Annotated in this window: 26 protein-coding genes; 13 read left to right on the forward strand and 13 right to left on the reverse strand. The window is 74.2% G+C overall.

The window, feature by feature from the left end; all coding sequences use genetic code 11:
• Positions 1 to 83: 83 nt before the first annotated feature.
• Positions 84 to 1364 (reverse strand): MFS transporter, encoded by a 1281-nt coding sequence (locus VKA29_RS15030; protein WP_324786040.1) that lies wholly within the window; start codon positions 1362 to 1364, stop codon positions 84 to 86.
• Between the two features lie 129 nt (positions 1365 to 1493).
• On the opposite strand from VKA29_RS15030, the gene VKA29_RS15035 reads away from it, so the two are divergent.
• The 3 genes from VKA29_RS15035 (at position 1494) to VKA29_RS15045 (ending at position 4555) form a co-directional block, all read left to right on the forward strand.
• Positions 1494 to 2429 carry a LysR family transcriptional regulator gene (locus VKA29_RS15035; protein ID WP_324786041.1) on the forward strand — a complete coding sequence of 312 codons (936 nt, stop codon included), beginning with the start codon at positions 1494 to 1496 and terminating at the stop codon, positions 2427 to 2429.
• Positions 2430 to 3184: 755 nt separating this feature from the next.
• Complete coding sequence (locus VKA29_RS15040) at positions 3185 to 3517, forward strand: hypothetical protein (RefSeq protein WP_324786042.1); 333 nt, start codon at positions 3185 to 3187, stop codon at positions 3515 to 3517.
• Positions 3518 to 3529: 12 nt separating this feature from the next.
• Entirely contained in the window at positions 3530 to 4555 is a 1026-nt protein-coding gene (locus VKA29_RS15045) for an Acg family FMN-binding oxidoreductase (RefSeq protein WP_324786043.1), read from the forward strand.
• A 36-nt stretch (positions 4556 to 4591) separates the two neighbouring features.
• On the opposite strand, the gene VKA29_RS15050 is transcribed toward VKA29_RS15045, so the two are convergent.
• On the reverse strand, positions 4592 to 5020 hold the full coding sequence (locus VKA29_RS15050; protein ID WP_324786044.1) for a hypothetical protein: 429 nt from the start codon (positions 5018 to 5020) through the stop codon (positions 4592 to 4594).
• Between the two features lie 53 nt (positions 5021 to 5073).
• Complete coding sequence (locus VKA29_RS15055) at positions 5074 to 5739, reverse strand: helix-turn-helix transcriptional regulator (RefSeq protein ID WP_324786045.1); 666 nt, start codon at positions 5737 to 5739, stop codon at positions 5074 to 5076.
• A gap of 166 nt (positions 5740 to 5905) precedes the next feature.
• Between VKA29_RS15055 and VKA29_RS15060 the strand changes: the two genes are divergently transcribed.
• Together VKA29_RS15060 and VKA29_RS15065 are read left to right on the forward strand one after the other, a co-directional pair.
• Positions 5906 to 6289, forward strand: a complete 384-nt coding sequence (locus tag VKA29_RS15060) for a hypothetical protein (protein WP_324786047.1) — start codon at positions 5906 to 5908, stop codon at positions 6287 to 6289.
• A 236-nt stretch (positions 6290 to 6525) separates the two neighbouring features.
• Positions 6526 to 7593 (forward strand): NAD(+)/NADH kinase, encoded by a 1068-nt coding sequence (locus tag VKA29_RS15065; protein WP_324786091.1) that lies wholly within the window; start codon positions 6526 to 6528, stop codon positions 7591 to 7593.
• A gap of 107 nt (positions 7594 to 7700) precedes the next feature.
• On the opposite strand, the gene VKA29_RS15070 is transcribed toward VKA29_RS15065, so the two are convergent.
• Both VKA29_RS15070 and VKA29_RS15075 read right to left on the reverse strand, forming a co-directional pair.
• A complete protein-coding gene (locus VKA29_RS15070) occupies positions 7701 to 8726 on the reverse strand; it encodes an NAD(P)-dependent alcohol dehydrogenase (protein ID WP_324786048.1) in 1026 nt (341 codons plus the stop codon).
• A 75-nt stretch (positions 8727 to 8801) separates the two neighbouring features.
• Positions 8802 to 9206, reverse strand: a complete 405-nt coding sequence (locus VKA29_RS15075; protein WP_324786049.1) for a DUF302 domain-containing protein — start codon at positions 9204 to 9206, stop codon at positions 8802 to 8804.
• 173 nt (positions 9207 to 9379) lie between these two features.
• Between VKA29_RS15075 and VKA29_RS15080 the strand changes: the two genes are divergently transcribed.
• The 3 genes from VKA29_RS15080 to VKA29_RS15090 all read left to right on the forward strand — a co-directional run bounded on the left by VKA29_RS15080 (position 9380) and on the right by VKA29_RS15090 (position 11947).
• Positions 9380 to 10747: an MBL fold metallo-hydrolase gene (locus VKA29_RS15080; protein ID WP_324786050.1), complete on the forward strand. Its 1368-nt coding sequence runs from the start codon at positions 9380 to 9382 to the stop codon at positions 10745 to 10747.
• A gap of 70 nt (positions 10748 to 10817) precedes the next feature.
• Complete coding sequence (locus VKA29_RS15085) at positions 10818 to 11204, forward strand: rhodanese-like domain-containing protein (protein ID WP_324786051.1); 387 nt, start codon at positions 10818 to 10820, stop codon at positions 11202 to 11204.
• A complete protein-coding gene (locus tag VKA29_RS15090; RefSeq protein WP_324786052.1) occupies positions 11201 to 11947 on the forward strand; it encodes a sulfite exporter TauE/SafE family protein in 747 nt (248 codons plus the stop codon). The genes VKA29_RS15085 and VKA29_RS15090 overlap by 4 nt, the downstream gene beginning before the upstream one ends.
• Before the next feature lie 45 nt (positions 11948 to 11992).
• Here the strand turns inward: VKA29_RS15090 and VKA29_RS15095 are convergent, their stop codons facing one another.
• The gene (locus VKA29_RS15095) at positions 11993 to 12280 is read right to left on the reverse strand and encodes a metal-sensitive transcriptional regulator (protein WP_324786053.1); all 288 of its coding nucleotides are present in this window, start codon (positions 12278 to 12280) and stop codon (positions 11993 to 11995) included.
• A gap of 82 nt (positions 12281 to 12362) precedes the next feature.
• Between VKA29_RS15095 and VKA29_RS15100 the strand changes: the two genes are divergently transcribed.
• Complete coding sequence (locus VKA29_RS15100) at positions 12363 to 12947, forward strand: rhodanese-like domain-containing protein (RefSeq protein ID WP_324786054.1); 585 nt, start codon at positions 12363 to 12365, stop codon at positions 12945 to 12947.
• A gap of 310 nt (positions 12948 to 13257) precedes the next feature.
• Here the strand turns inward: VKA29_RS15100 and trxA are convergent, their stop codons facing one another.
• On the reverse strand, positions 13258 to 13626 hold the full coding sequence (trxA, locus tag VKA29_RS15105) for a thioredoxin (protein ID WP_324786055.1): 369 nt from the start codon (positions 13624 to 13626) through the stop codon (positions 13258 to 13260).
• A 77-nt stretch (positions 13627 to 13703) separates the two neighbouring features.
• Entirely contained in the window at positions 13704 to 14156 is a 453-nt protein-coding gene (locus VKA29_RS15110; protein WP_324786056.1) for an OsmC family protein, read from the reverse strand.
• A 275-nt stretch (positions 14157 to 14431) separates the two neighbouring features.
• Here VKA29_RS15110 and VKA29_RS15115 point away from each other — a divergent pair, with 275 nt between their 5' ends.
• Genes VKA29_RS15115 through VKA29_RS15125 form a run of 3 tightly spaced genes read left to right on the forward strand, consistent with a single transcriptional unit; the run spans position 14432 to position 16491 of the window.
• Positions 14432 to 15670 carry an FAD/NAD(P)-binding oxidoreductase gene (locus tag VKA29_RS15115; protein ID WP_324786057.1) on the forward strand — a complete coding sequence of 413 codons (1239 nt, stop codon included), beginning with the start codon at positions 14432 to 14434 and terminating at the stop codon, positions 15668 to 15670.
• A gap of 16 nt (positions 15671 to 15686) precedes the next feature.
• Positions 15687 to 16004, forward strand: coding sequence for a TusE/DsrC/DsvC family sulfur relay protein (locus tag VKA29_RS15120; protein WP_324786058.1), 318 nt, complete (start codon positions 15687 to 15689; stop codon positions 16002 to 16004).
• A 13-nt stretch (positions 16005 to 16017) separates the two neighbouring features.
• Complete coding sequence (locus tag VKA29_RS15125; protein ID WP_324786059.1) at positions 16018 to 16491, forward strand: DsrE/DsrF/DrsH-like family protein; 474 nt, start codon at positions 16018 to 16020, stop codon at positions 16489 to 16491.
• Between the two features lie 266 nt (positions 16492 to 16757).
• On the opposite strand, the gene VKA29_RS15130 is transcribed toward VKA29_RS15125, so the two are convergent.
• Positions 16758 to 17009 carry a hypothetical protein gene (locus VKA29_RS15130; RefSeq protein WP_324786060.1) on the reverse strand — a complete coding sequence of 84 codons (252 nt, stop codon included), beginning with the start codon at positions 17007 to 17009 and terminating at the stop codon, positions 16758 to 16760.
• Between the two features lie 272 nt (positions 17010 to 17281).
• Here VKA29_RS15130 and VKA29_RS15135 point away from each other — a divergent pair, with 272 nt between their 5' ends.
• Positions 17282 to 17959, forward strand: coding sequence for a peroxiredoxin (locus VKA29_RS15135; protein WP_324786061.1), 678 nt, complete (start codon positions 17282 to 17284; stop codon positions 17957 to 17959).
• Between the two features lie 24 nt (positions 17960 to 17983).
• On the opposite strand, the gene VKA29_RS15140 is transcribed toward VKA29_RS15135, so the two are convergent.
• From VKA29_RS15140 to VKA29_RS15155, 4 genes are all read right to left on the reverse strand, one after another.
• Positions 17984 to 18589 carry a class I SAM-dependent methyltransferase gene (locus VKA29_RS15140; RefSeq protein WP_324786062.1) on the reverse strand — a complete coding sequence of 202 codons (606 nt, stop codon included), beginning with the start codon at positions 18587 to 18589 and terminating at the stop codon, positions 17984 to 17986.
• Between the two features lie 115 nt (positions 18590 to 18704).
• Positions 18705 to 18944 (reverse strand): metal-sensitive transcriptional regulator, encoded by a 240-nt coding sequence (locus VKA29_RS15145; RefSeq protein WP_324786092.1) that lies wholly within the window; start codon positions 18942 to 18944, stop codon positions 18705 to 18707.
• A gap of 170 nt (positions 18945 to 19114) precedes the next feature.
• Positions 19115 to 20050 (reverse strand): sulfite exporter TauE/SafE family protein, encoded by a 936-nt coding sequence (locus VKA29_RS15150; RefSeq protein WP_324786063.1) that lies wholly within the window; start codon positions 20048 to 20050, stop codon positions 19115 to 19117.
• Positions 20047 to 20628, reverse strand: coding sequence for a rhodanese-like domain-containing protein (locus VKA29_RS15155; RefSeq protein ID WP_324786065.1), 582 nt, complete (start codon positions 20626 to 20628; stop codon positions 20047 to 20049). The genes VKA29_RS15150 and VKA29_RS15155 overlap by 4 nt, the downstream gene beginning before the upstream one ends.
• Positions 20629 to 20712 lie beyond the last annotated feature (84 nt).

Consider the following 20712-nt stretch of genomic DNA (forward strand, 5'->3'; position numbering starts at 1 on the left):
ACTGGCGCCGCGAGACGGCGGACCGCGACCTCCGGACCGGGCACCCGTCGGCCGGCCGCGGCGCCGGCCGCGGGGGCTGACCCTCACGGGCGGCCCGGCGCCGGCTTCGGCTCCGGCTCCGGCTCGCGGAGAAGCGCTGCCGCGCGGCGGGGGAGCAGCAGCGGGGTCGCCAGCAGCAGTACGCCGGCCAGGCCGATGGCCGTACGCGGGCCGAGCACGCTCCCCAACAGGCCCCAGACGGCCGTCAGCAGCGCGGCCGAGGCCTTGGTCGTGACCGCCCAGGCGGACAGTGTGCGGGCGGCCCGGTCGGTCGCGGTCCGCCGGAGGCGGTAGGTGGCGTGGACGGGGTTGAAGACCCCGCAGCACAGGATCAGCCCGAACTCGACGCCCGTCACCAGCAGCAGCCCTCCGGCGCCCGGCCCCGGGAAGGCCAGGCCGACGGGCCAGACCGCGCGCAGCGCCCCGGCCGTGACCAGCACCCGGTGCTGCCCGAACCGGGTGACGAGCGGCCGGGCCACCCGGGAACCGAGCAGCCCGCCGATCGAGGGCGCGGCGAAGGCGAGGCCGTACTGCCACGGTGCGAACCCGAGCCGGCCGAGCATCAGGACGGCCAGCAGCGGCTGGACGGCCATCACCAGGCCGTTGAACAGGGCGGTGTTGCCCAACAGCGGACGCAGCGTCGCGTCGGCGAGGATGTACCGCCAGCCGTCGAGCAGGTCCCGGGCCCGCAGGCGCGCGGCCGCGGGGCGCTCGGGACGTTGCTCCCGGCCGCCCATCGCGCGGATGCCGAAGGCCGAGAGCAGGTAGCTGACCGCGTCGGCCACCACCGTCGCCACCGGCCCGAGGAGTCCGGTCGCCGCGCCGCCCAGCGGCGGACCGATGATCGTGGTCGTCCAGGTCGTCGACTCGAAGCGGGCGTTGGCGACGAGCAGGTCCTCGGCCGGCAGCAGCGTCTTCAGGTACGCGCCGGAGGCGGCGCGGAAGGTGATGTCGGCCGCCGCGACGACGACCGACACCAGCAGGAGCTGGAGGAAGGTGAGCACGCCGAGCGCGAACGCGGCGGGGACCGTCAGCAGCGCCGCGAACCGCGCCAGGTCCATCGCGATCAGCACGGGCCGCTTGCGGCGGAACTCCACCCACGGGCCGAGCGGCACCGCCACGGCCGCGCCCACCGCGGCCCCCGCCGCGGAGAGCGCGGCGACCTCGGCCGGCCCGGAGTGCAGCACCCGGACGGCGATCAGCGGGAACGCCCCGAAGGCGAGCCAGGTGCCGAGCGCGCTGGTCCCGTACGCTCCCCAGAGCCAACCGAACCGCCGCCCCAGCCGGTGCCCGGGCGGATGTCCCACCCGCTGCCCGCTCCTCATGTCCGAAGCCCCTCGTCGCCCGCACAACCGATCCGTGACCGGAAGCATCAAAGCGAGCTGCGCGACCAGGGATCAAACAACCGCTCAGCCGCCGGACACAACCGACGGTTGTGTCCCTAGGGTGTCGGCATGGACCTCGACACCGTCCGGACCTTCGTCGCCGCCGCCGACGCGGGGCAGTTCCAGCAGGCCGCCGCCGAACTGGCGGTCACCCAGCAGGCCGTCTCCAAACGCATCGCCGCGCTGGAGCGCGCCCTCGGCGTGCGGCTGTTCACGCGGACCCCGCGCGGCACCGAACTCACCATCGACGGGCAGGCGTTCCTGCCCCACGCGCGCGAGCTGCTGCGCGTCGCCGAACGCGCGGTCTCGTCCGTGCGCACCGGCCACCGCCCGCTGCGCGTCGACATCATCGCCTCGCGCGGCGCGGCCTCGGGCCTGATGCGCGGCTTCCACCGCGCGCATCCCGACATCGACCTCGACGTGGTGATGCTGTTCGACATCGAGACGGCCGTCGCGGCGATCCGGTCGGGCGAGATCGACGCCTCCTTCCGTGCCGTCGCCGCGCCCGGCCGGCCCTTTCCCGAGGACATCGCCTCCGTCCGGGTGCTCGACGAGCCGCTCCAGCTCCTCACCGGCCCCGCCCACGTCCTGGCGGGCGCCCGCTCGGTGCCGCTCGCCCGGCTCGCCGGGCACCGGATCTGGATGCCGGGCATCGTCCCCGGCACCGAGTGGGCCGCCTACTACGACGACCTCGTCGCCCGGTTCGGTCTCACCATCGAGGCGACCGGCCCCAACTTCGGTTCCGACGCGCTCCTCGACACCGTCGCCGACACCCCGGCCCTGGCCACCTTCATGGGCGGAGACACCCGGCTCGTCTGGCCCGCCGGCCACGGCCTGCGCCGCATCCCGGTGACCGACCCCACGCCCGTCTACCCGCACTCGCTGCTCTGGCACCGCGACAACCCCCACCCGGCGCTGGCCACCCTCCGCGCCCACCTCGCCGCCGCGACGCCCGGTCACGACGCCGCCGGCACCTGGATGCCGGACTGGGTGATCGCCCGCTGAACGCCGCCGCGGCGAGGCATGCGCAGAGGCAGAGGCAGAGGCAGAGGCATGCGCAGAGGCAGAGGTAGGGCCAGGGCCAGGGGTATACCCGGAGACAGGGGCGGAGCCGGATCGCGTGGGGGTGCGCCCGCGGCCACGGCCATGCCCGTGCACGGGGCGCCGTCCGCGGGCCCGGCCACGGGCGTGGCCGCCGCGCTGGGCGTCGCCGCGGCCCGCGCGGGCGGTGCCGTCCGTCCGCCCGGCGTCGGCGCCGCGGTCACCGGGCGGTGCACCGGCGGGCCTGCCGGGACGGACGTCCGCAGCGGCGGGGAGGGGCCGCTGTTCATGATCCCGGAGGCTAACCGCCGCCGGCCGGGTCCCACCCGGGCCGAAGATCCCTTCCGGGGCGGCCGTTCGGCCCTGTTCCGCGGGCCGAAGCGGGGGCCGGGGGGCCGGGGCCGGTGGACCGTCCGGCCCAGGACCCGGCGGGGGCGGCGCGATGATGCTGGTCACCGACCGGCCGGGAGCCACCGGACCGCCGGGTACGGATGCCCCGGCCACGTCTCCTCGTGTCCAAGTGGTCGCGGCAGAGCGGCCCCGGCCCGGTCACCGTCCGGTCGTCCCACCCGTCGTGCCGGACGGATGTCCGCCACGCCCCGGCGTCGGCGCCCCGCTCAACGCCGTCGGCGGGAGCGCCGGCCGCGTCGGGGCGTGGCGGACGAGTCGGCCCACCGCACTGGCCGGAAACTCCGGCCGTGAACCGCTGGAGGCAAGCCGTGAGTGCTCTCACCCTGGCGTCGGCGCCCGAGGACGCCGCCGCTCTCGAGACGGCCGAGGCACACCGCGCCCTCCTGGCCGGGGAGTCGGCCGGACGGGTGACGGCGCCGCTCGCCGCCGTGGACCACGATCCGGGGGCCGCCGGGCGGATCCTCGCTGGCCTCGTCGCCTTCCGCGAGCGCGAACCGCTGCCGCACGCGGCCGCCGACAACGGGGTCCCGAGACCTGGCGGCTCCGCCTCGGCCGCGACTGACCCTGCACAGCACAAGCCCGCGGACGCCGCCCCGTCCCGGTCCGCACTCACCTACGGACGGTCGGGGCGCCCGCAGTAGGGAGGAGACACCGTGCGCACCCAAGTCCTGGACGCCGCTGACCTGGAGACGCTGCTGGCGGCCGCCGTGGCGGCGCCGTCGATCCACAACACCCAGCCCTGGCGCTTCCGGCTGGACCCGGACAACAGGGCGCTGGAGGTCCGCCCGGCGCCGGAGCGGTCACTGCCGCTGGCCGACCCCCTCCGGCGCGCCCAGTACCTGTCGGTGGGCGCGGCCGTGTTCAACCTCCGCCTCGCGGCCGCCCGCATGGGCCGGCAACCGCGGGTGCGACTGCTGCCGGACCCGGCCGATCCCGCGTTGCTGGCCGTCGTCCACCTGGCCGGCCCGTTCGACGAGGACGGCCGCCGTGCCCCCGAGCCCGACCTCTACGACGCCATCGCGCGGCGGCACACCAGCCGGATGCCGTTCACCGGCCGCCCGGTGCCCGAACCGGTCGTCGCGGAGATGAGCGCGGCGGCGCACGCCGAGGGCGCCCGGCTGTACCTGCCGGACATCGCCGGAACCCGGCGCCTGCTGCGCCTGACCGCCGCCGCCGAGGCCCGCAACCACGTCAATCCGCTGCGCACGGCCGAGAGCCGCGCCTGGATCACCGCCCCGGGAGCGGCCACCCCGTACGGCATACCGGCCACGGCCCTCGGCCCGCGGGACGCGGCCGGACGGGTGCCGATGCGGGACTTCACGGGACCGCTGCCGCCTGCTCTGCGCCTGCCCGCCCTGCGCTTCGAACGCCACACCCACTTCGCCCTGTTGTGGACCACCCACGACCGGCGCGAGAACTGGCTGCGAGCCGGTCAGGCACTGCAGCGCGTGCTGCTCACCGCGACCGCGCACGGGGTGCGCACCTCGCTCCTGCACCAGGCGATGGAGTGGCCGGACCTGCGGGCGGCCAGCGGCCCGGCGTGGCGTCGGTGCCACCCGCAGGTGGTGATCCGCTTCGGCTACGGTCCCGACGGCGCCCGCACCCCCCGCACCCCCCGCGCGCCCGGGAGCGCGGCGTACGGGGCCGGGCAGGACGGAGCCGATACGCCGGACGCGTGACGCACCGCCCCGCGGTCAGACCGCGAGGAGCCGCGGTCAGACCGCGAGGAGGCTGACGCCCAGCGTGAGCAGGGCGACCACCTTGACCGACTCCACGGCCACATAAGCGAGATGACCGCGTGAGCGGGGCAACTCCTCACCGGCCAGCACGCGGTCGGAGCGGCGGTTGAGACGGGGGCGGATCACGGTCAGCTGCCCGGCGAGCGAGGCGGTCACGACGACGGTCGACGCGACGATCCACGCCGTCGGGTCTCCCACGGCGACCGCGACGATCACCGCGACGGCCAGGACGGCCTCTACGGAGTTCAGCGCCCGGAACACCAGCCGGCCGATGCCCAGGCCGAGGGGGACGGTCACGCCGGGGGCGCGGAACTTCAGCGGCGCCTCCAGGAAGGAGATCGCCAGCACCATACCGAGCCAGACGAAGGTGACTGCCCCCGCGGCGGCGGCTGACGTGGTGTTCATCGAGGTGTTGCCTTTCTCGGAGGGCTCAGGAAGAGGAACTGGGGTGCGCGCCGTCAGGCCGGCGCGGGCCGGAGATGGGCGACGCACGAGTCGGGGGTGGCGAACGGCTCCAGCCGGACCGCGTCCAGCGGAGCGCGCAGTCCGGCCAACGCCCCCTGCATCAGGCCGAGATGGAGCGGGCACACCAACTGCCCGTATTCCTCCGCCAGTTCGAGGAAGGGGCAGTGCCGCAGCCGGATGCGCTGCGGCGCTTCGGCGCCCCCGTCGTGTTCGGCGGTGGGGGCGAAGCCGAGGTCGTCCAGCAGGGCGACGAGTCCGTCGGCGGCCTGCCCGGCGGTCGGCTGCCGGAGCGGCGGTGCCGGATCGACCAGGAAGGCGCCCCAGGCCCGGCCGGCCTCCGCGGCCGCCCGGTGCGCCTCCGGACCGGTGGACGCCAGCTGACTGAGCAGCACCTGCGCCAGGAGCCGGTATTCGCGTGTGCCTCCCCGGTGCATGCCCGGCTCCGCGGCGTAGACGGTCCTGGGCCGTCCGCGGCCCGACGGCTCCTCGGTACGCCGCTGCACCAGGCCCTCGCTCACCAGGGCGTCCAGGTGGAAGCGCACGGTGTTGGGGTGCACCCGCATCCGCTCGGCCAGGTCCGTGACACCCAGCGGTGCCGCGGCGGCCCGCAACACCTCCAGCACCTCGCGACGGCGAGGGCTCTCCCGCCCGGTGGACATGTCGCTCCGGCCTCCCTGCACCCGCGTCCGTTCCCGCTCTCGATCCCTGGTCCTGGTCCTGGTCCTGGTCCTGGTCCTGGTCCTGGTCCTGGTCCTGGTCCTGGAATTTTTCCAAATGGTACCTGTAATAATTAGGGCCGGAAGACCCGGCCCCACGAGGAGTCCCATGCCATCCGAGCCACTCCCGCAGATCCTGTGCGACGCCCGGGCGCTGACCGGCCGGCCGCCCGAGTCCGTCGAGGTGGCCTGGAAGCTGGCGGAGAGCGGGCGCCAGCTCGACGCCAATCTCGTACGGCTGCCGCCGGGCGAGCGCATCGCCACCCACACCGAACCCGACCTGGACGTGCTGGTCACGGTCGTCGCCGGTTCCGGAACGGTCGACACCCCGGCGGGCGGCGGGCCCCAGGACCTGACCCCGGGCACGGTGCTGTGGCTGCCCCACGGGTCCACCCGCAGCCTGGCCGCGGGGGAGGAGGGCATCACCTACTTCACCGTCCACCGCCGCCGCCCCGGAATGCAGATCCGCCCCCGGCCTGCCGGGACGCCCTGACGTCCGGCATCAGGCGCGTCACGGAGCGGAATGCCGCTGGGCGGCCCGCCCGCCGATCGGCCCGACGCGGCCCGCGACGCCGGCCTGCCGGCCGGGTGGGCCCGGGGGCGCCGGTCCTGATGCGCCGGCCGGCAGGGCGCCGCCGGCGGAACCGGTACGACCCGGTGCGGCTGGGTACCGAGCCCTTACGGGGTCGGTGTCCCGGTGGCCGCGACGCCCTGGAGGCAGACGTGGACGTGACAGTGGGCCGGATCGGCCTGGTCGTGCACAGCGGGCGCCCGGCGGCGACGGAGGCGGCCGGTGTGGTCCGGGGATGGTGCGAGGAGCACGCGGTGCGCTGCACCGACATCGACGTCTGGCGCGACGGCGGGCGGCGCAGCGCCCGCGACGAGGTCGAGGCCGCGGGCGACCCCGACCTCATCGTCACCCTGGGCGGCGACGGCACGTTCCTGCGCGGTGCCCGGCTCGCCGCCGAGAACGACGCCCTGGTCCTGGGGGTCGACCTGGGCCGGCTCGGTTTCCTGACGGAGGTGCCGGCCGCCGGGGTGCGTTCCGCGCTGGACGCGGTGCGCGAGGGACGGCTGCGGACCGACAGCCGGATGCTGCTCACCCTGCGTGCCTCCCGGCGCCTGGAGGTGCCGCCGGGAGTGGACGCCCTGGTCCGCCACGGCCGGGGACCGCTGCTGCCGCCTCCCCAGGTGCGCGCCGAGTGCGCGGCCGACGACGAGTGGGGCATCCCGCTGCACGTCACCGCGCTCAACGACATCGTCCTGGAGAAGCTGGCCCGCGACCGTCAGGTCTCGGTCGGGGTCTACATCTCCGGCAGGCTCCTCGCGTCCTACTCGGCCGACGCGGTGCTGGTCGCCACCCCGACGGGGTCCACCGCCTACAGCTTCGCCGCCGGCGGGCCCGTCGTCTCGCCGCGCGCGGAGGCCCTCGTCTTCACGCCGGTCGCCCCGCACATGGCCTTCGACCGGTCGGTCGTCACGGCGCCCGACGAACCCATCGGGCTGCGGGTCCTCGAGCGGTCGGGCCAGGCCGCGGTCAGCATCGACGGCCAGCTGCGCGGTGTCCTCGACCCGGGCGACTGGATCGGCGTGTACGCGGCCCCGCGCCGGCTGCGGGCCGTCCGGCTGGGCCCGATGGACTTCTACGGCCGCCTGCGCGAGCGGATGAACCTGACCGACGCGCCGGCCGCGGTCGCCTACGGTTCCCCGGCGCCGCTGTGGTCGATGACGACGCCGCCACCCGGCGACCTCGCCCACCTGGCCCTGCTGACGGCGGAGTCCCCGCCCCGGCGCTGAACGGCCACCGAACGGCCACCGGTCCCGGCCGGACGGCCCGGTGCGAGGCGCCGCCGGGTCCGACGCGCCGCCGGGTCCGGCGCGCCCCGCCTCCCGGCCGGCGCGGGTCAGGGCACGAGGATCGCGCGTCCGCGGACCCGGCCCGCGGCGAGGTCGTCCAGGGCGTCCTGGAAGCGGTCGAGCGGGTACTCGGTGGTGTGCAGCCGGACCCGGCCCTGCGCGGCGAGCACCATCAGCTCGCACAGGTCGCTGTAGGAGCCGACGAGGTTGCCGACGAAGCTGATCTCGGCCGAGATGATGTCGATGGTCGGGATGTCGAGGTTCTCCCCGTACCCGACCACGTGGTAGTCGCCCGCCCGGCGCAGCATGCGCACCCCGTCCCGGGTCGCGCCGCCCTCGCCGACGAAGTCGACGACGGTCTCGGCACCCCGTCCGTCCGTCAGCTCCAGGACGTCCTCCACCTGCCGTCCCCCGGCGAGCACGGTGTGGTCGGCGCCGACGGACCCGGCCAGCTCCAGCGCGTCGGGACTGCGGTCCACGACGACGATCTCGGCCGCCGTGAGGGCCTTGAGCACCTGGACGCCGATGTGCCCGAGCCCGCCCGCGCCGATGACCACGCACCGGTCGCCCGGCCGCAGCCGCCGGGCCGCCCTGGCGGCGGCGTGATAGGCGGTCAGGCCCGCGTCGGCGAGGGCCGCGACGCCGGCCGGCTCCAGGGAGCCGTCGAGGCGTACGACGCTGCGGGCGGAGGTCCTCAGGTACTCGGCGTAGCCGCCGTCCGTGTCGATGCCGGGGAAGGCGCTCTGCTCGCAGTGCACGTCGTCGCCCCGCCGGCACGCCCGGCACAGACCGCAGGTGATCAGCGGATGCAGGATGACCTTGTCGCCCTCGGCGACGTTCGTGACGGCGTCGCCGACCGCGTGCACCCGGCCGGCGTTCTCGTGCCCGATCGTGCAGGGCAGCGTCACGCCGGACTTCTCGGCCCACTGCCCTTCGAGGATGTGGAGGTCCGTACGGCACACGCCGGCGCCGCCGATCCGGACGATCACGTCGTGCGGGCCGGTGATCCCGGGAGCGGGGACGTCGGTCATCTCGGGGGCGCGGCCGTAGCCGACGACCTGGACTGCCTTCATCGGACGTTCTCCTTCTCGGGGGCGCGGCCCGGCCGGCCGCGGAGCTCCGCCGTCCGTGGACTCCGGCCGTCCGCGTCAGCTCTCCGCTTCCGCCGCGGTGAGGGCGGCGAGGGCGGCGTCCAGGCGGCGGGTGGCCTCCTCGGCCACGGGGCGCAGGGCGTCGAGTCCGGTGAGGGCGACCATGGTGCCGGGGTCCAGGACCTGCACGGCGGTGCGGTCGCCGTCGCGGCGGACGACGACGTTGCAGGGCAGCAGCAGGCCGATGCTGCGGTCGGCGTCCAGGGCGCGCTGGGCGAGGGGAGGGTTGCAGGCGCCGAGGATGACGTAGTCCTCCATCTCGTGGTCCAGCTTGGCCTTGAGGGTGGCGGTGATGTCGATCTCGGTGAGGATGCCGAAGCCCTGCGCGGCGAGGGCGTCGCGGGTGCGGGCGACGGCGGCGGCGAAGTCGGTGTCGAGGTGCACGGTGCGGTCGTAGCGCATGGTGTCGGCCTTTCTCGTCGGCGTGCCCGCGGGACGGGTGTCCTGCCGTGGGCGAGGTACTCGTGAAGTGTTTCCCGGGTTTTTCCCGCGCTTGGAAATACCCCAGGGGGTACTCATGTTACCTTCGTAGACATACCCCCCGGGGTAAGTGAATCACTCGAAGGGAGTACTTCGTGTTCTTCGTCGACACGATCGAGTTGTCCGGGCTCGGCAACCGCAGCTACCTGGCGGGCGGCGAGCGGACGGCCGTTGCGGTCGACCCGCCGCGCGACGTCGACCAGGTGATCGCGGCGGCGGCCCGGCGTGGGGTGCGCATCGCGTACGTCGTCGAGACGCACGTGCACAACGACTACGTCACCGGCGGCCTGGAGCTGGCCCGGATCACCGGCGCCTCCTACCTCGTGCCCGCCGACGCCCGCGTCTCCTTCGATCGCGTACCGGTGCGCGACGGCGACCTCGCCGACGTCGACCCCGGCGCCGGCCTGGTCCTGCGCGCCCTGGCGACCCCCGGCCACACCCCGCACCACACCTCCTACGTGCTGGAGGAGAACGGCACGGCCGTCGCGGTGTTCACCGGCGGCTCGCTGCTGATCGGCACGGTGGGCCGGCCCGACCTCGTCGAGCCGCGGCTGACCGAGCACCTCGCCCGGGCCCAGCACGCCTCCGCGCACCGGCTGGCCGCCGAGCTGCCGGAGGAGACGGCCGTGCTCCCCACGCACGGATTCGGCAGCTTCTGCTCCTCCTCCCAGGCGGAGGGCAGCTCCACGACCATCGGCAAGGAGAAGGCCACCAACGAGGCCCTCACCCGGGACGTGGACACCTTCGTCGCCGACCTGCTGGCCGGCCTGGACGACATCCCCGCCTACTACACGCACATGGGACCGGCCAACGCCGCCGGCCCCGCGCCCGTGGACCTCACCCCGCCCGCCGTCGCCGACCCCGAGGAGATCGCCGCCCGGCTGGCCGCCGGGGAGTGGGTGGTCGACCTGCGCAACCGCGTCGCCTTCGCCGCGGGACACGTCTCCGGGTCGTTCAACTTCGAGGCCGAGGGGCAGCTCGCCACCTACCTCGCCTGGCTGATCCCGTGGGGCAAGCCGGTCACCCTGCTCGCCGAGTCGCCCGAGCAGCTCGCCGCCGCCCAGCGCGAACTGGTGCGGGTGGGCATCGACCGCCCGGCCGCCGCGGCCACCGGCGGCCCCGCCGACTGGCTGCCCGAGGGCGGGACGCCGGCCTCCTTCCGCCGCGGTGTCTTCGCCGACCTGGCCCTCCGGTATCCGGCCGAGGGCGTCGTCGTGCTCGACGTCCGCCGGGACTCGGAGCGCGCGGGCGGCTACATCGAGGGGTCGGTGCACATCCCGGTCCACACCCTGCACCGGCGCGTGGACGAGGTGCCCGAGGGCGAGGTCTGGGTGCACTGCGCGGGCGGCATGCGCGCCGCCGTCGCCGCCTCCCTGCTGGACGCCGTCGGCCGCGACGTCGTCGCGGTGGACGACTCCTTCGACGCGGCCGAGAAGGCAGGGCTGGCGCTGCGCACCGCCTGACGGCGCCGGGACGCCGCAGCGGCCGGGCCGGCCTTTCGTACAGATCCGGGAACAGGAGTCAGACACCGAGATGAGCATCTTCCGACGCAGCAAGAGCGGCCCGGGCCGCGTGACCGTGCAGGAGGCCGCCGGGCGCACCGGCCACGGCGATTCCGCCGAGCGCGGCGACGCCGTCCTGCTCGACGTCCGCGAGGCCCACGAATGGCAGGCGGGACACGCCCCCCGCGCCGTCCACCTGCCGCTGTCCGCACTGAGCGCGGGGGCGGGCCTGCCCCCGCGGGCGCAGTCCCGGCCGCTGATCGTGATCTGCCGCTCGGGCAACCGCTCCCGGCGGGCCGCCGAACTGCTGGCCGCCCGCGGCACGGACGCCGTGGACGTCGTCGGCGGCATGCAGGACTGGGCCGGGGCCGGACTGCCGGTGGTGGACTCGCGCGGCAAGGCGGGCACCGTCGCGTGAGTGCTGTGATACTCGCCCTCGTCGCCGGCGCCGTCATAGGCCTGGCGCTGGGCGCGCTCGGTGGCGGCGGCAGCGTCCTCGCCGTCCCCGCCCTGATCTACCTGCTCGGTTTCACCCCGGTCGCGGCGACCACCGCGAGCCTGGTCATCGTCACGATCACCTCCGTCACCGCGCTGTCCGCGCACGCCCGCGACGGCAACGTCCGGTGGCGTACCGGACTGCTGTTCGCGGCGGCCGGTATCGGCCCGGCGATGCTGGGCGGAGCGCTCGCCGACCGCATTCCGGAGCCCGCGCTGATGGCGGCCTTCGGCGTGGTGGCCGCGGTGGCCGCGGCCCGTATGCTGCGGCCCGCCAAGGCGGCGGGCACCGTCGCGCACGTCCGTCCGGGGCGGGCGGCGGCGGCCGGCGCCGGGCTCGGCGCGGTCACCGGCGTCCTCGGCGTCGGCGGGGGTTTCCTCGCCGTGCCGGCGCTGGTGGGCGTGCTCGGGATGCGGATGCGCAACGCGGTGGGCACCAGCCTGCTGGTCATCACCGTCAACTCGCTGGCGGCGCTGGCGACCCGCGCCGGCACGGTCGACACGCTCGACTGGGCGGTCGTGGGTCCGTTCATCGCGGCCGCGATCCTCGGCGCGTGGGACGGCAAGCGGCTGGCCGGCAAGGTCTCCGGGCCCACGCTGCAACGGATCTTCGCCTTGGTGCTGCTGGCCGTGGGCGGTTTCATGCTGATCGACGCGATGCTGTGATGCGTACTCCGCTTCCGCCCGACGCTCCGCCCGCCCGGCCGGTCCCTACGCCAGGGACAGGAACAGCTTCTCCAGCCGGGTGCGGATCTCCTCGGTGCCGACACCGTCCGTGCGGCCGGACCCGATGCCCGCCATGCACTGCTGCAGACCGGTCGCGACGATCGCGAACCCGGCCCGGTCCAGCGCCCGGGACGCGGCGGCGAGCTGCGTGATCACGTCCTCGCAGTCGCGGCCCTCCTCGAGCATCCGGATCACGCCGGAGATCTGACCCTGCGCCCGGCGCAGTCGGTTCAGCACGGCCTTCAGGTCCGCGGCCTCGAGCTCCAGTTCCATGACCCACACTCCTCAAGCAATACCCCTAGGGGTACTGTACGTCCCGGTTCGGGACACGTCGACCATAAGGATCACTTCTGCCATGAGCACTCACACCCCCGTCACCCTCGGCACCGACCAGGCACGCAGCCGGCTGCACGAGTTCACCGTCATCGACGTGCGGACCCCCGGCGAGTTCGCCTCCGGCCACCTTCCGGGCGCCGTGAACATCCCTCTGGACCACATCCGGCGGGCGCTGCCGGAGATCCGCCACGCCGCCGAGCAGGGCGACGTCCTCGTGGTGTGCGCCTCCGGCGCCCGCTCGGAGAACGCCTGCAAGCTGCTGGCCGCCGAGGGCATCGTCACCGCCACCCTCGCGGGCGGCACCGGCGCCTGGGCCTCCGAGGGCAACGACCTGCAGCGCCCCGTCGCCTGCGACACGCGCGCCTCCTGGAGCATGGAGCGGCAGGTGCGCTTCACCGCCGGCACCGTGGTCCTGCTCGGGCTCCTGCTCGGCGTGCTGGTGCACCCGGCCTTCCTGCTCCTGTCCGCCGGCATCGCGGGCGGCCTGGTCTTCTCCGCCCTGACGAACACCTGCGGCATGGCGGTCATGCTGGCCAAGCTGCCCTACAACCGCCCCCGCACCGCCGACCTCGACACCGCGCTGGCGGCCCTGCGCAAGCGCTGAGCCCCGGGCACGGAGCCGGCGCCGAGCCCCGCACGGGGAACGAGCGCTGAGCCCCGGGCACGGAACAGGCGCCGAGCCCCGCACAGGGAACCACCGCTGAGCCCGCACAGGGAACAGCGCTGATTCCCGGGCGCGGAACCAGCGCTGAGCCCGCACACGCAAACGGGCGCCCGCACCGATGACCGGTGCGGGCGCCCGTTTCCGTGTGCGGAGCCCGCCTGTCCGCCGAGCGGTCGAGCCGGGAGAGAAAAGACGGGGCGCCCGCACCGAGCCTCGGTGCGGGCGCCCCGTCATGCCGGAGCCGTGGCCGTCAGCCGCGCCCGGCCGACCCGGCCGCCTGCCGGCGCACGTCGTCCATGTCGGCGGCACGGATCTTCCCGATCAGCTCCTCCAGGGCCTGCGGCGGCATGGCGCCGGGCTGCGCGTACAGCACGGTGCGGTCCCGGATCGCCATCAGGGTGGGGATCGAGGAGATCTGGAAGGCGCCGGCGAGTTCGGGCTGCGCCTCGGTGTCGACCTTGCCGAACACGATGTCCGGGTGGCGTTCCGCGGCCTTCTCGAAGACGGGGGCGAACATCCGGCACGGTCCGCACCAGGCGGCCCAGAAATCGATCAACACGATCTCCGAACCGGTGACGGTCTCCTCGAAGTTGTCCTTGGTCAGTTCGACGGTCGGCATGGGCCGCGCTCCTCTCGTATACCCACTGGGGTATCTGGTTCAACGGGTGCCCGGCTGGATTTGTTCCAGCGTCCCGGTCACGCCTCGAGTTCGATGTCGACCGCGGGCGTGTGGTGCAGGGTGTTGTGCACCGTGCAGTGCGAGGCGACGGCCAGCAGGGCCTCCCGGCGCTGCTCGGGCAGCTCCGGCGGCGGGACGACCACCACGCGCAGGGAGGCGACGCGGGCCGGGCGGTCGGTGGCCATGGTGAACTCGGTGCGCACCCGCAGGCCGGCGCGGGGCAGGCCGTGGCGGTGCAGGTAGCGGCCCGCGTAGAAGGCGACGCAGGTGGCGAGGGAGGCGGCGAACAGCTCCGTCGGTGTGGGCGCGGTGTCCGTGCCGCCCACCGCGACGGGCTGGTCCACCAGGAGCCGGTGGCCGCGGATGTCGACGGCGTAGGCGTCCTGGTCGACGTGGGTGACCTCGAATCGCTGCACGTCGGCCTCGCGCGGCCGGTTCGTGCCGGGGTCCTGTACTGCGGTGCCGGTCATGGCCGGGTCCCTCTCGTTCGCATGCGCTCTCGCTGACGTCTCCCAGTCGACCGCACGCGGGGTGCCGGGACGTAGAGACGGACGGGCTGAGGTGGGGACCGTTGGTCCCCCGCGCGACGGGGCCGATATACCCTGGCGGGTATCTCATCAGCGTGTTCGCGGCCGGCGAGGGGCCCGATGGTCCGCGATCGGGCCGCGGAACATACCCCGGTGGGTACCCGACCCGGGACCAGCGGCCCATGCCCGCGCCCCCTGCCCGGCGCCACTGTGGAGTCATGGGCAAACACATCGTGATTCTCGGCGGCGGCACGGCCGGCACCATGACGGCCAACCGCCTGCGCCGCGCCTACGACGAGAGCGACCTCCGGATCACGGTCGTCGACCAGAACGACGACCACCTCTACCAGCCCGGGCTGCTCTTCGTCCCCTTCGGGCTCGCCCAGCCCCACCACCTCGTCCGGTCCCGTCCGCGGCAGCTGCACGCCGTCGACTACCTGCAGGCGCCGATCGAGCGGGTCGACCTGGACGCCCGCACGGTCCACCTCGACGGCGGCGTCCGGCTGACCTACGACGTGCTGGTGGTGGCGACCGGAGCCCGGCTGCTGCCGGAGGAGACCGAGGGACTGACCGGCCCCGGCTGGGGCGAGAACGTCTTCACCTTCTACGACCTGCCCGGCGCCACCGCGCTGCACCGGGCGCTGGAGCGCTTCGACGGCGGCCGCGTCGTGATCGACGTCGCGGACCTGCCGCTCAAGTGCCCCGTCGCACCGCTGGAGTTCGCCTTCCTCGCCGACTGGTACTTCCAGCGGCGCGGCATGCGCGACGAGGTCCGGCTGACCTACGCCACCCCGCTCGACGCGGCCTTCACCAAGCCGGTCGCGTCGAAGGCGCTGGGCGGGCTGCTGGCGGACAAGGGCATCGAACTGGTCACCGAGTTCACCCTCGGCGAGGTCGACGGCCAAGGCGGCCGGCTGGTCTCCTACGACGAGCGCGAAGTGCCCTTCGACCTGGCGGTCGTCGTCCCGCTGCACGGCGGCGCCGCGTACGTCGGACGTTCCGAGGGCCTGGGCGACGAGCTGGACTTCGTGCCCGTCGATCCGCACACCCTCCAGCACCCGGACCGTCCCGAGGTGTTCGCCATCGGGGACGCGGCGGGTCTGCCGGCGTCCAAGGCCGGATCGGTGGCCCACTTCGAGGGCGAGGTGCTGGTGCGCAACATCAGCCGCTTCCTCGACGGGCAGCCGGTGGACGCCTCCTTCGACGGGCACGCCAACTGTTTCGTGGAGACCGGCTTCCACAAGGCCCTGCTGATCGACTTCAACTACGACACCGAGCCGCTGCCGGGCCACTACCCGGCCGCGCTGGGGCTGCCGCTGCTGAAGGAGTCGCACGCCAACCACCTCGGCAAGCTGGCCTTCGAGTGGCTGTACTGGCACAGCCTCCTGCCGGGCCGGGACCTGCCCGGCATCGGCTCGGCGATGCCCGAGCGCGGCAAGGTCCACCTCCCCGCCTGAGCGAAAGGAAACCGTCATGCCCACCGCCACCTACGACGGCACCGCCGTCCCGGTCGACGACGAAGGCTTCTTCACCGACCCCGGCCGGTGGACCGAGCCGATGGCCGCGCAGATCGCCGAGGAATGCGGCATCGACGCCCTGACCGACCAGCACTGGACGGTCATCCGCTTCATGCGCGCCCAGTACGCCGAGAAGGGCACCGGACCCACCGTCCGCGTCCTCGGCAAGACCTCCGGCGTCAGCGTGAAGGAGCTCTACCAGCTCTTCCCCAAGGGTCCGGCGAAGACAGCCGCGAAGATCGCCGGGATCCCCAAGCCGCGCGGCTGCATCTGAGGAGGGGGCAGTCATGGCCGACGTCGCCACCATCGAGAAGGTCTCGATCATCGTCTCCAAGGGTTCCCTGGAGGGCATCTACCCGGCTCTGATCATGGCCAACGGCGCCCGCGCCGAGGGCATCGAGGCCGATCTGTTCTTCACCTTCTTCGGGCTGGACGCCATCACGAAGAAGCGCTGGGAGCACATCAAGCTGGCCACGGTCGGCAACCCGGGCCTGCACCTGCCGACCCTGCTGGGCGGCCTGCCGGGGGTTCCCGACATGGTCACCCGGTACATGGAACGCAAGATGGAGAAGCTCGACATCCCGCCGATCCCCGAGTTCATCGAGATGATCTCCGACACCGGCGCCGGGATCTACGCCTGCAAGGCATCCGTCGACCTGTTCGAGCTGGACAAGGACGACCTGGTGGAGCAGGTCCAGGGCGTCATCACGGTCGGCGAGTTCTACGAACACGCGGCCGGCGGGCAGATCATCTACACCTGAGAAGGAAGCGTGAGCGGCACACCTGGCGAGAGCGCCCCGTCCGGCCCACCGGGCGGGGCGCGCCGCGTGCCGGCGGTCGTTCTCCGGGAGCACCCGCGGATGGCACCTTCGCCGGCGGCGCGGCGGCCCGGCGGCGCGGACAGGGGCGGACAGGGGCGGCGGCTCGCTCGTCGGCGTGCGGCGGCCCGGTCAGGGGCGGCGTTCCGCCCGGCGACGGGCACGCCGGTCAAGGACGGCGGCCCGCCCGTCGCCGGGCGGCGGTCCGGTCAGGCGCGGCGGTCCGCCAGGCCGGCGTGCAGCAGGAGCAGGCGGGCCAGGTCGCGGGCCTCGTCGGCGGTGAGCGCCGCCCAGGTGCCGTGCTCGTCCCCCTGGTCCGGACCCACGTCCAGGGTGACCCGGCTGATGGGCCGGTCCGCGGGCGCGAGCCGCAGGCACCGTACGGCGATCCTGCGTCCGCAGCCGGTCACGAGCGAGGTGTCCTCGGCCGCCATGGGCCGGGTGCGTTCCGGGGTCGCCATCGTCCTCACACTCCTACGACCAGTCGGTCAGGGTCCCGGTCGGCGCCTTCGCGTATACCGGGCGGGGTATCAGGAACAGCGCTGCGCACACGCGGATTGTTCCCTCCGGCGGGGAGGTCCGGCCGTCCCGGACACTCAAGGGGCGAACGGGGATGCGGAGAGGGCCGTACGGCCCCCGACGGGTGGTCGTACGGCCCTCCAACCGGGTGGGATCCGGAAAATACGTTAAAGGGGTATACAGACATCTGTGATCGCCCGGGAGGGATCCTCCGATGACCGTCTCCGACCAGCCGACCCAGCCCGCCCCCGCCGGCCTGCCCCTCATCGGCGACAAAGCACCGTACTTCGAGGCCGAGTCGACCCACGGCCCGGTCCGGCTCACCGACTACTCGGGCCGCTGGCTGGTGCTCTTCAGTCACCCGGCGGACTTCACCCCGGTGTGTACGACGGAGTTCGTCGCCTTCACCGAACTCGCCGACGAGTTCGCCGCCCGCAACACCGCCCTGCTCGGCAACTCCGTGGACTCCGTCCACAGCCACCTCGCCTGGACCCGGGCCATCCAGGAGAAGCTGGGCGTGCGCATCCCGTTCCCGATCATCGCCGACCTCGACACACGCGTCGCGCGGGCCTACGGCATGCTCCACCCGAACACCTCCGGCACGGCCGCGGTACGTGCCGTGTTCGTCATCGACCCGGAGCAGACCGTGCGGGCGATGCTGTACTACCCGATGAACGCCGGACGCATGATCCCCGAGATCCTGCGGCTGGTCGACGCGCTGCAGACCTCCGACCGCGACGGCGTGTCCTGCCCCGCCAACTGGCGTCCGGGCGAGGACGTGGTCCTGGGCGCCCCGCGCACCGAGGCGGAACTGGATGCCCGCCTGTCCCAGGAGGGCGTCAAGCTCACCGACTGGTACCTGGCGATCAAGCCCGGCAAGCCGGCCTCCTGAGCCGCGTGGGCGCGCGGTACGGCGTCAGCGCCGTACCGCGCGCACCAGCGTGTCGACGGCCGTGCGGCGCTCGCCGTCCGCGTCGGTCACCGCGCGGGTGACCGGCTCGGCCCGCAGGATGTCGGCGTACGGCCGCCACACGTCGGCGACCTGCTCGGCCGTGTAGAGCACGCGCGGGTCCTGCGGCCCGCCGTGGCCGTGCTCGCGGTTGGCCGCGTCATGACCGACCAGGAGCAGCGTGCCGCCCCCGGCCACCGCCTGCGCGGCCTGCCGCAGCACGCCCGTCATCAGCTCCCACGGCAGGTGCAGGTACGCGATCAGCGCCAGGCCGTAGGGCGCCTCGGGTGCCGACCACGTGGTGAGGTCGGCGCGGACGGTACGCAGCGGCACGCCCCGCTCGGCGGCCAGCCGGGCGGCCTTGTCCAGCGCGACGGCGGAGAAGTCCACGGCGTCCACCTCCCAGCCCTGCCCGGCGAGCCAGACGGCGTTGCGCCCCTCGCCGGCGGCCAGGTCCACCGCCCGTCCGACGGGTGGCAGCCCGGCCAGTTCCTCCTCGACGAACCGGTTGGGCCGTGCCGTCCACACCAGCTCGCGGCCGCGGTACCGCGCGTCCCAGTCCTCTGCGTCCATCCTGTGTGCCTGTCCCTTCGTGCGGAGGTGGTAGGGGTGGAGGTCGTACGGACGGAGACCGTACGCGTAAAGGGGCCGGCGCCGGCCCGCCGCGGCCCGGGCGGTCCCGGGGGCGTCAGGCCAGCGTCAGGAACAGTTTCTCCAGTTCGGCCTCGGACAGGGGCGGGGTGTGTCCCCGGTGCCGTTCGGTGAGGCACTGGCGCATCGCGCCCGCCACTATCTTGAAGCCGGCCCGGTCCAGGGCCCGGGAGACCGCGGCCAGCTGGGTGACCACGGCCTTGCCGTCGCGCCCCGCCTCGATCATGGTGATCACGGCGGCGAGCTGCCCCTGGGCGCGGCGCAGCCGGTTGAGCACCTCCGCCGTCGAGTCGAGCGCTGCCGCGGTCGCGTCCGCTTCCTCGCGCCGCTCACGCTGCTCGCGTTCCTCGCGTACGACTTCCGACTCGTCCACCGGGCACCTCCTCCAGGTCCTCCAGGCCGGGTTCCGGGTGCGCCGGGGCGGGGGTACCGCCCCGGCGCGTGTGGTCAGACGGGGGTGCCGTCGCCTTGGTGCACGGTGTCCTCCCTCGCGGAACGGGGCACCGCCAGGTCCGGCCCGTCCGCACCGCTCGCCGACCGCCCCGCCTTGCGCAGCGTGTACCAGCTGAACCCGACGCCCGCCGCCGCGGCCAGCGTGGCCCACGTCCAGGGGCTGGTCAGCAGGGTGTGGCGCAGGTCGGCGCTGATCTGCTGGCCGAGGACGAAGACGCCCATGACCGCGACGAACCAGCCGAAGGACTTGCGCAGCGCGTTCTGCGGAATGCGTCCGGCCACCAGCCCGCCGATCACGCTGCCGACGACGGCGGCCGCCGTGACGAGCAGGGCGAAGCCCCAGTCGATGTGCACGCTGGCCAGGTAACCGGCCAGCCCGGCGAAGGACTTCATGGAGATGACCAGCAGGGAGGTGCCGACGGCCACGGTCATCGGCAGTCCGCCGAGCAGCGCGAGCGCCGGGACGACGAGGAAGCCGCCGCCCGCACCGACCAGGCCGGTGACCAGGCCGACCACGATGCCGTCCAGCAGGACGTGCATCACGGGCAGTTCGTGGTGGACCTTCTTCGGCTGCTGCTTGCGGCCGCGGATCATGGCGAAGGCGGTGGCGATCATCATGAGGGCGAACGCGATCAGCAGGACGGTGCCGGGGATGAACTCGGCGAACCGTCCGCCCGCGTAGGCGCCGATCATGCCGGCCAGGCCGAACAGGAGCCCGGTCCGCCACCGGACACGGCCCGCGCGGGCGTGCGAGACGACACCGGCGGCGCTGGTGACGCCGACGACGAACAGGGAGGTGGCGATGGCCTGCTTGGTCTCCATCCCGGCCAGGTAGACCAGGATGGGCACGGTCAGGATGGACCCGCCGCCGCCCAGGATGCCGAGGCTGATGCCGATGAGCAGGGACGCGGCGATGATGACGGCGATCACGAGGCACCCCGCAGGGCGGCGACGACCGAGTCGATGTCGGTGCGCGGGCCGCGGTTGTAGGGAAGTTTGGACAGCAGCATGCCCATGGCGCAGGTGTTGCTCAGGGCGGCGAAGGTCAGTCCGGCGCCGACGGCGGTGCCGATCAGGTGCACTCCGGGCACGAACACGCCCGCGATGCCGGTGGCCAGCACCAGGCTGCCCGCGACGAGCCGGACCTGGCGTTCCAGGTCCCAGCGCTCGGGGCCGCGGGTGAGGGTGCCGCCGGCGGCCTCCCAGGCCATGACGCCGCCCTCGAGGACGCGCAGGTTGGGCAGTCCGGCCTCGGCCAGCGCCTTCTCCGCCTGGGAGGCGCGGGCGCCGGAGCGGCAGACGAGGACGACGTCCTCGTCGAGGTGGTGCAGCAGTTCGGCGCGGTGCTCGCGCAGCGTGTCGAGGGGGACGTTGTAGGAGCCGGGGATGTGCGCGGTGCGGAACTCGCCGGGGGTGCGCACGTCCAGCAGGCGGGGGCCGTCGCCGGTGCGGGTCAGCTCGCGCAGAGCGGCTGGTCCGAGTCTTGGCTGGTCGGCATCGGTGGCCATGGGGGTACGGTGCGCGGCGGCGGAGCCTGGGCCACGGGAGCCTGGGAGGGCGAGCGCCGTCTGTCCTGCCGCCCGGCGCCGCCC

The sequence above is a fragment of the Streptomyces sp. H51 genome (genome assembly GCF_035656535.1).
Taxonomy (GTDB): Bacteria; Actinomycetota; Actinomycetes; order Streptomycetales; family Streptomycetaceae; genus Streptomyces.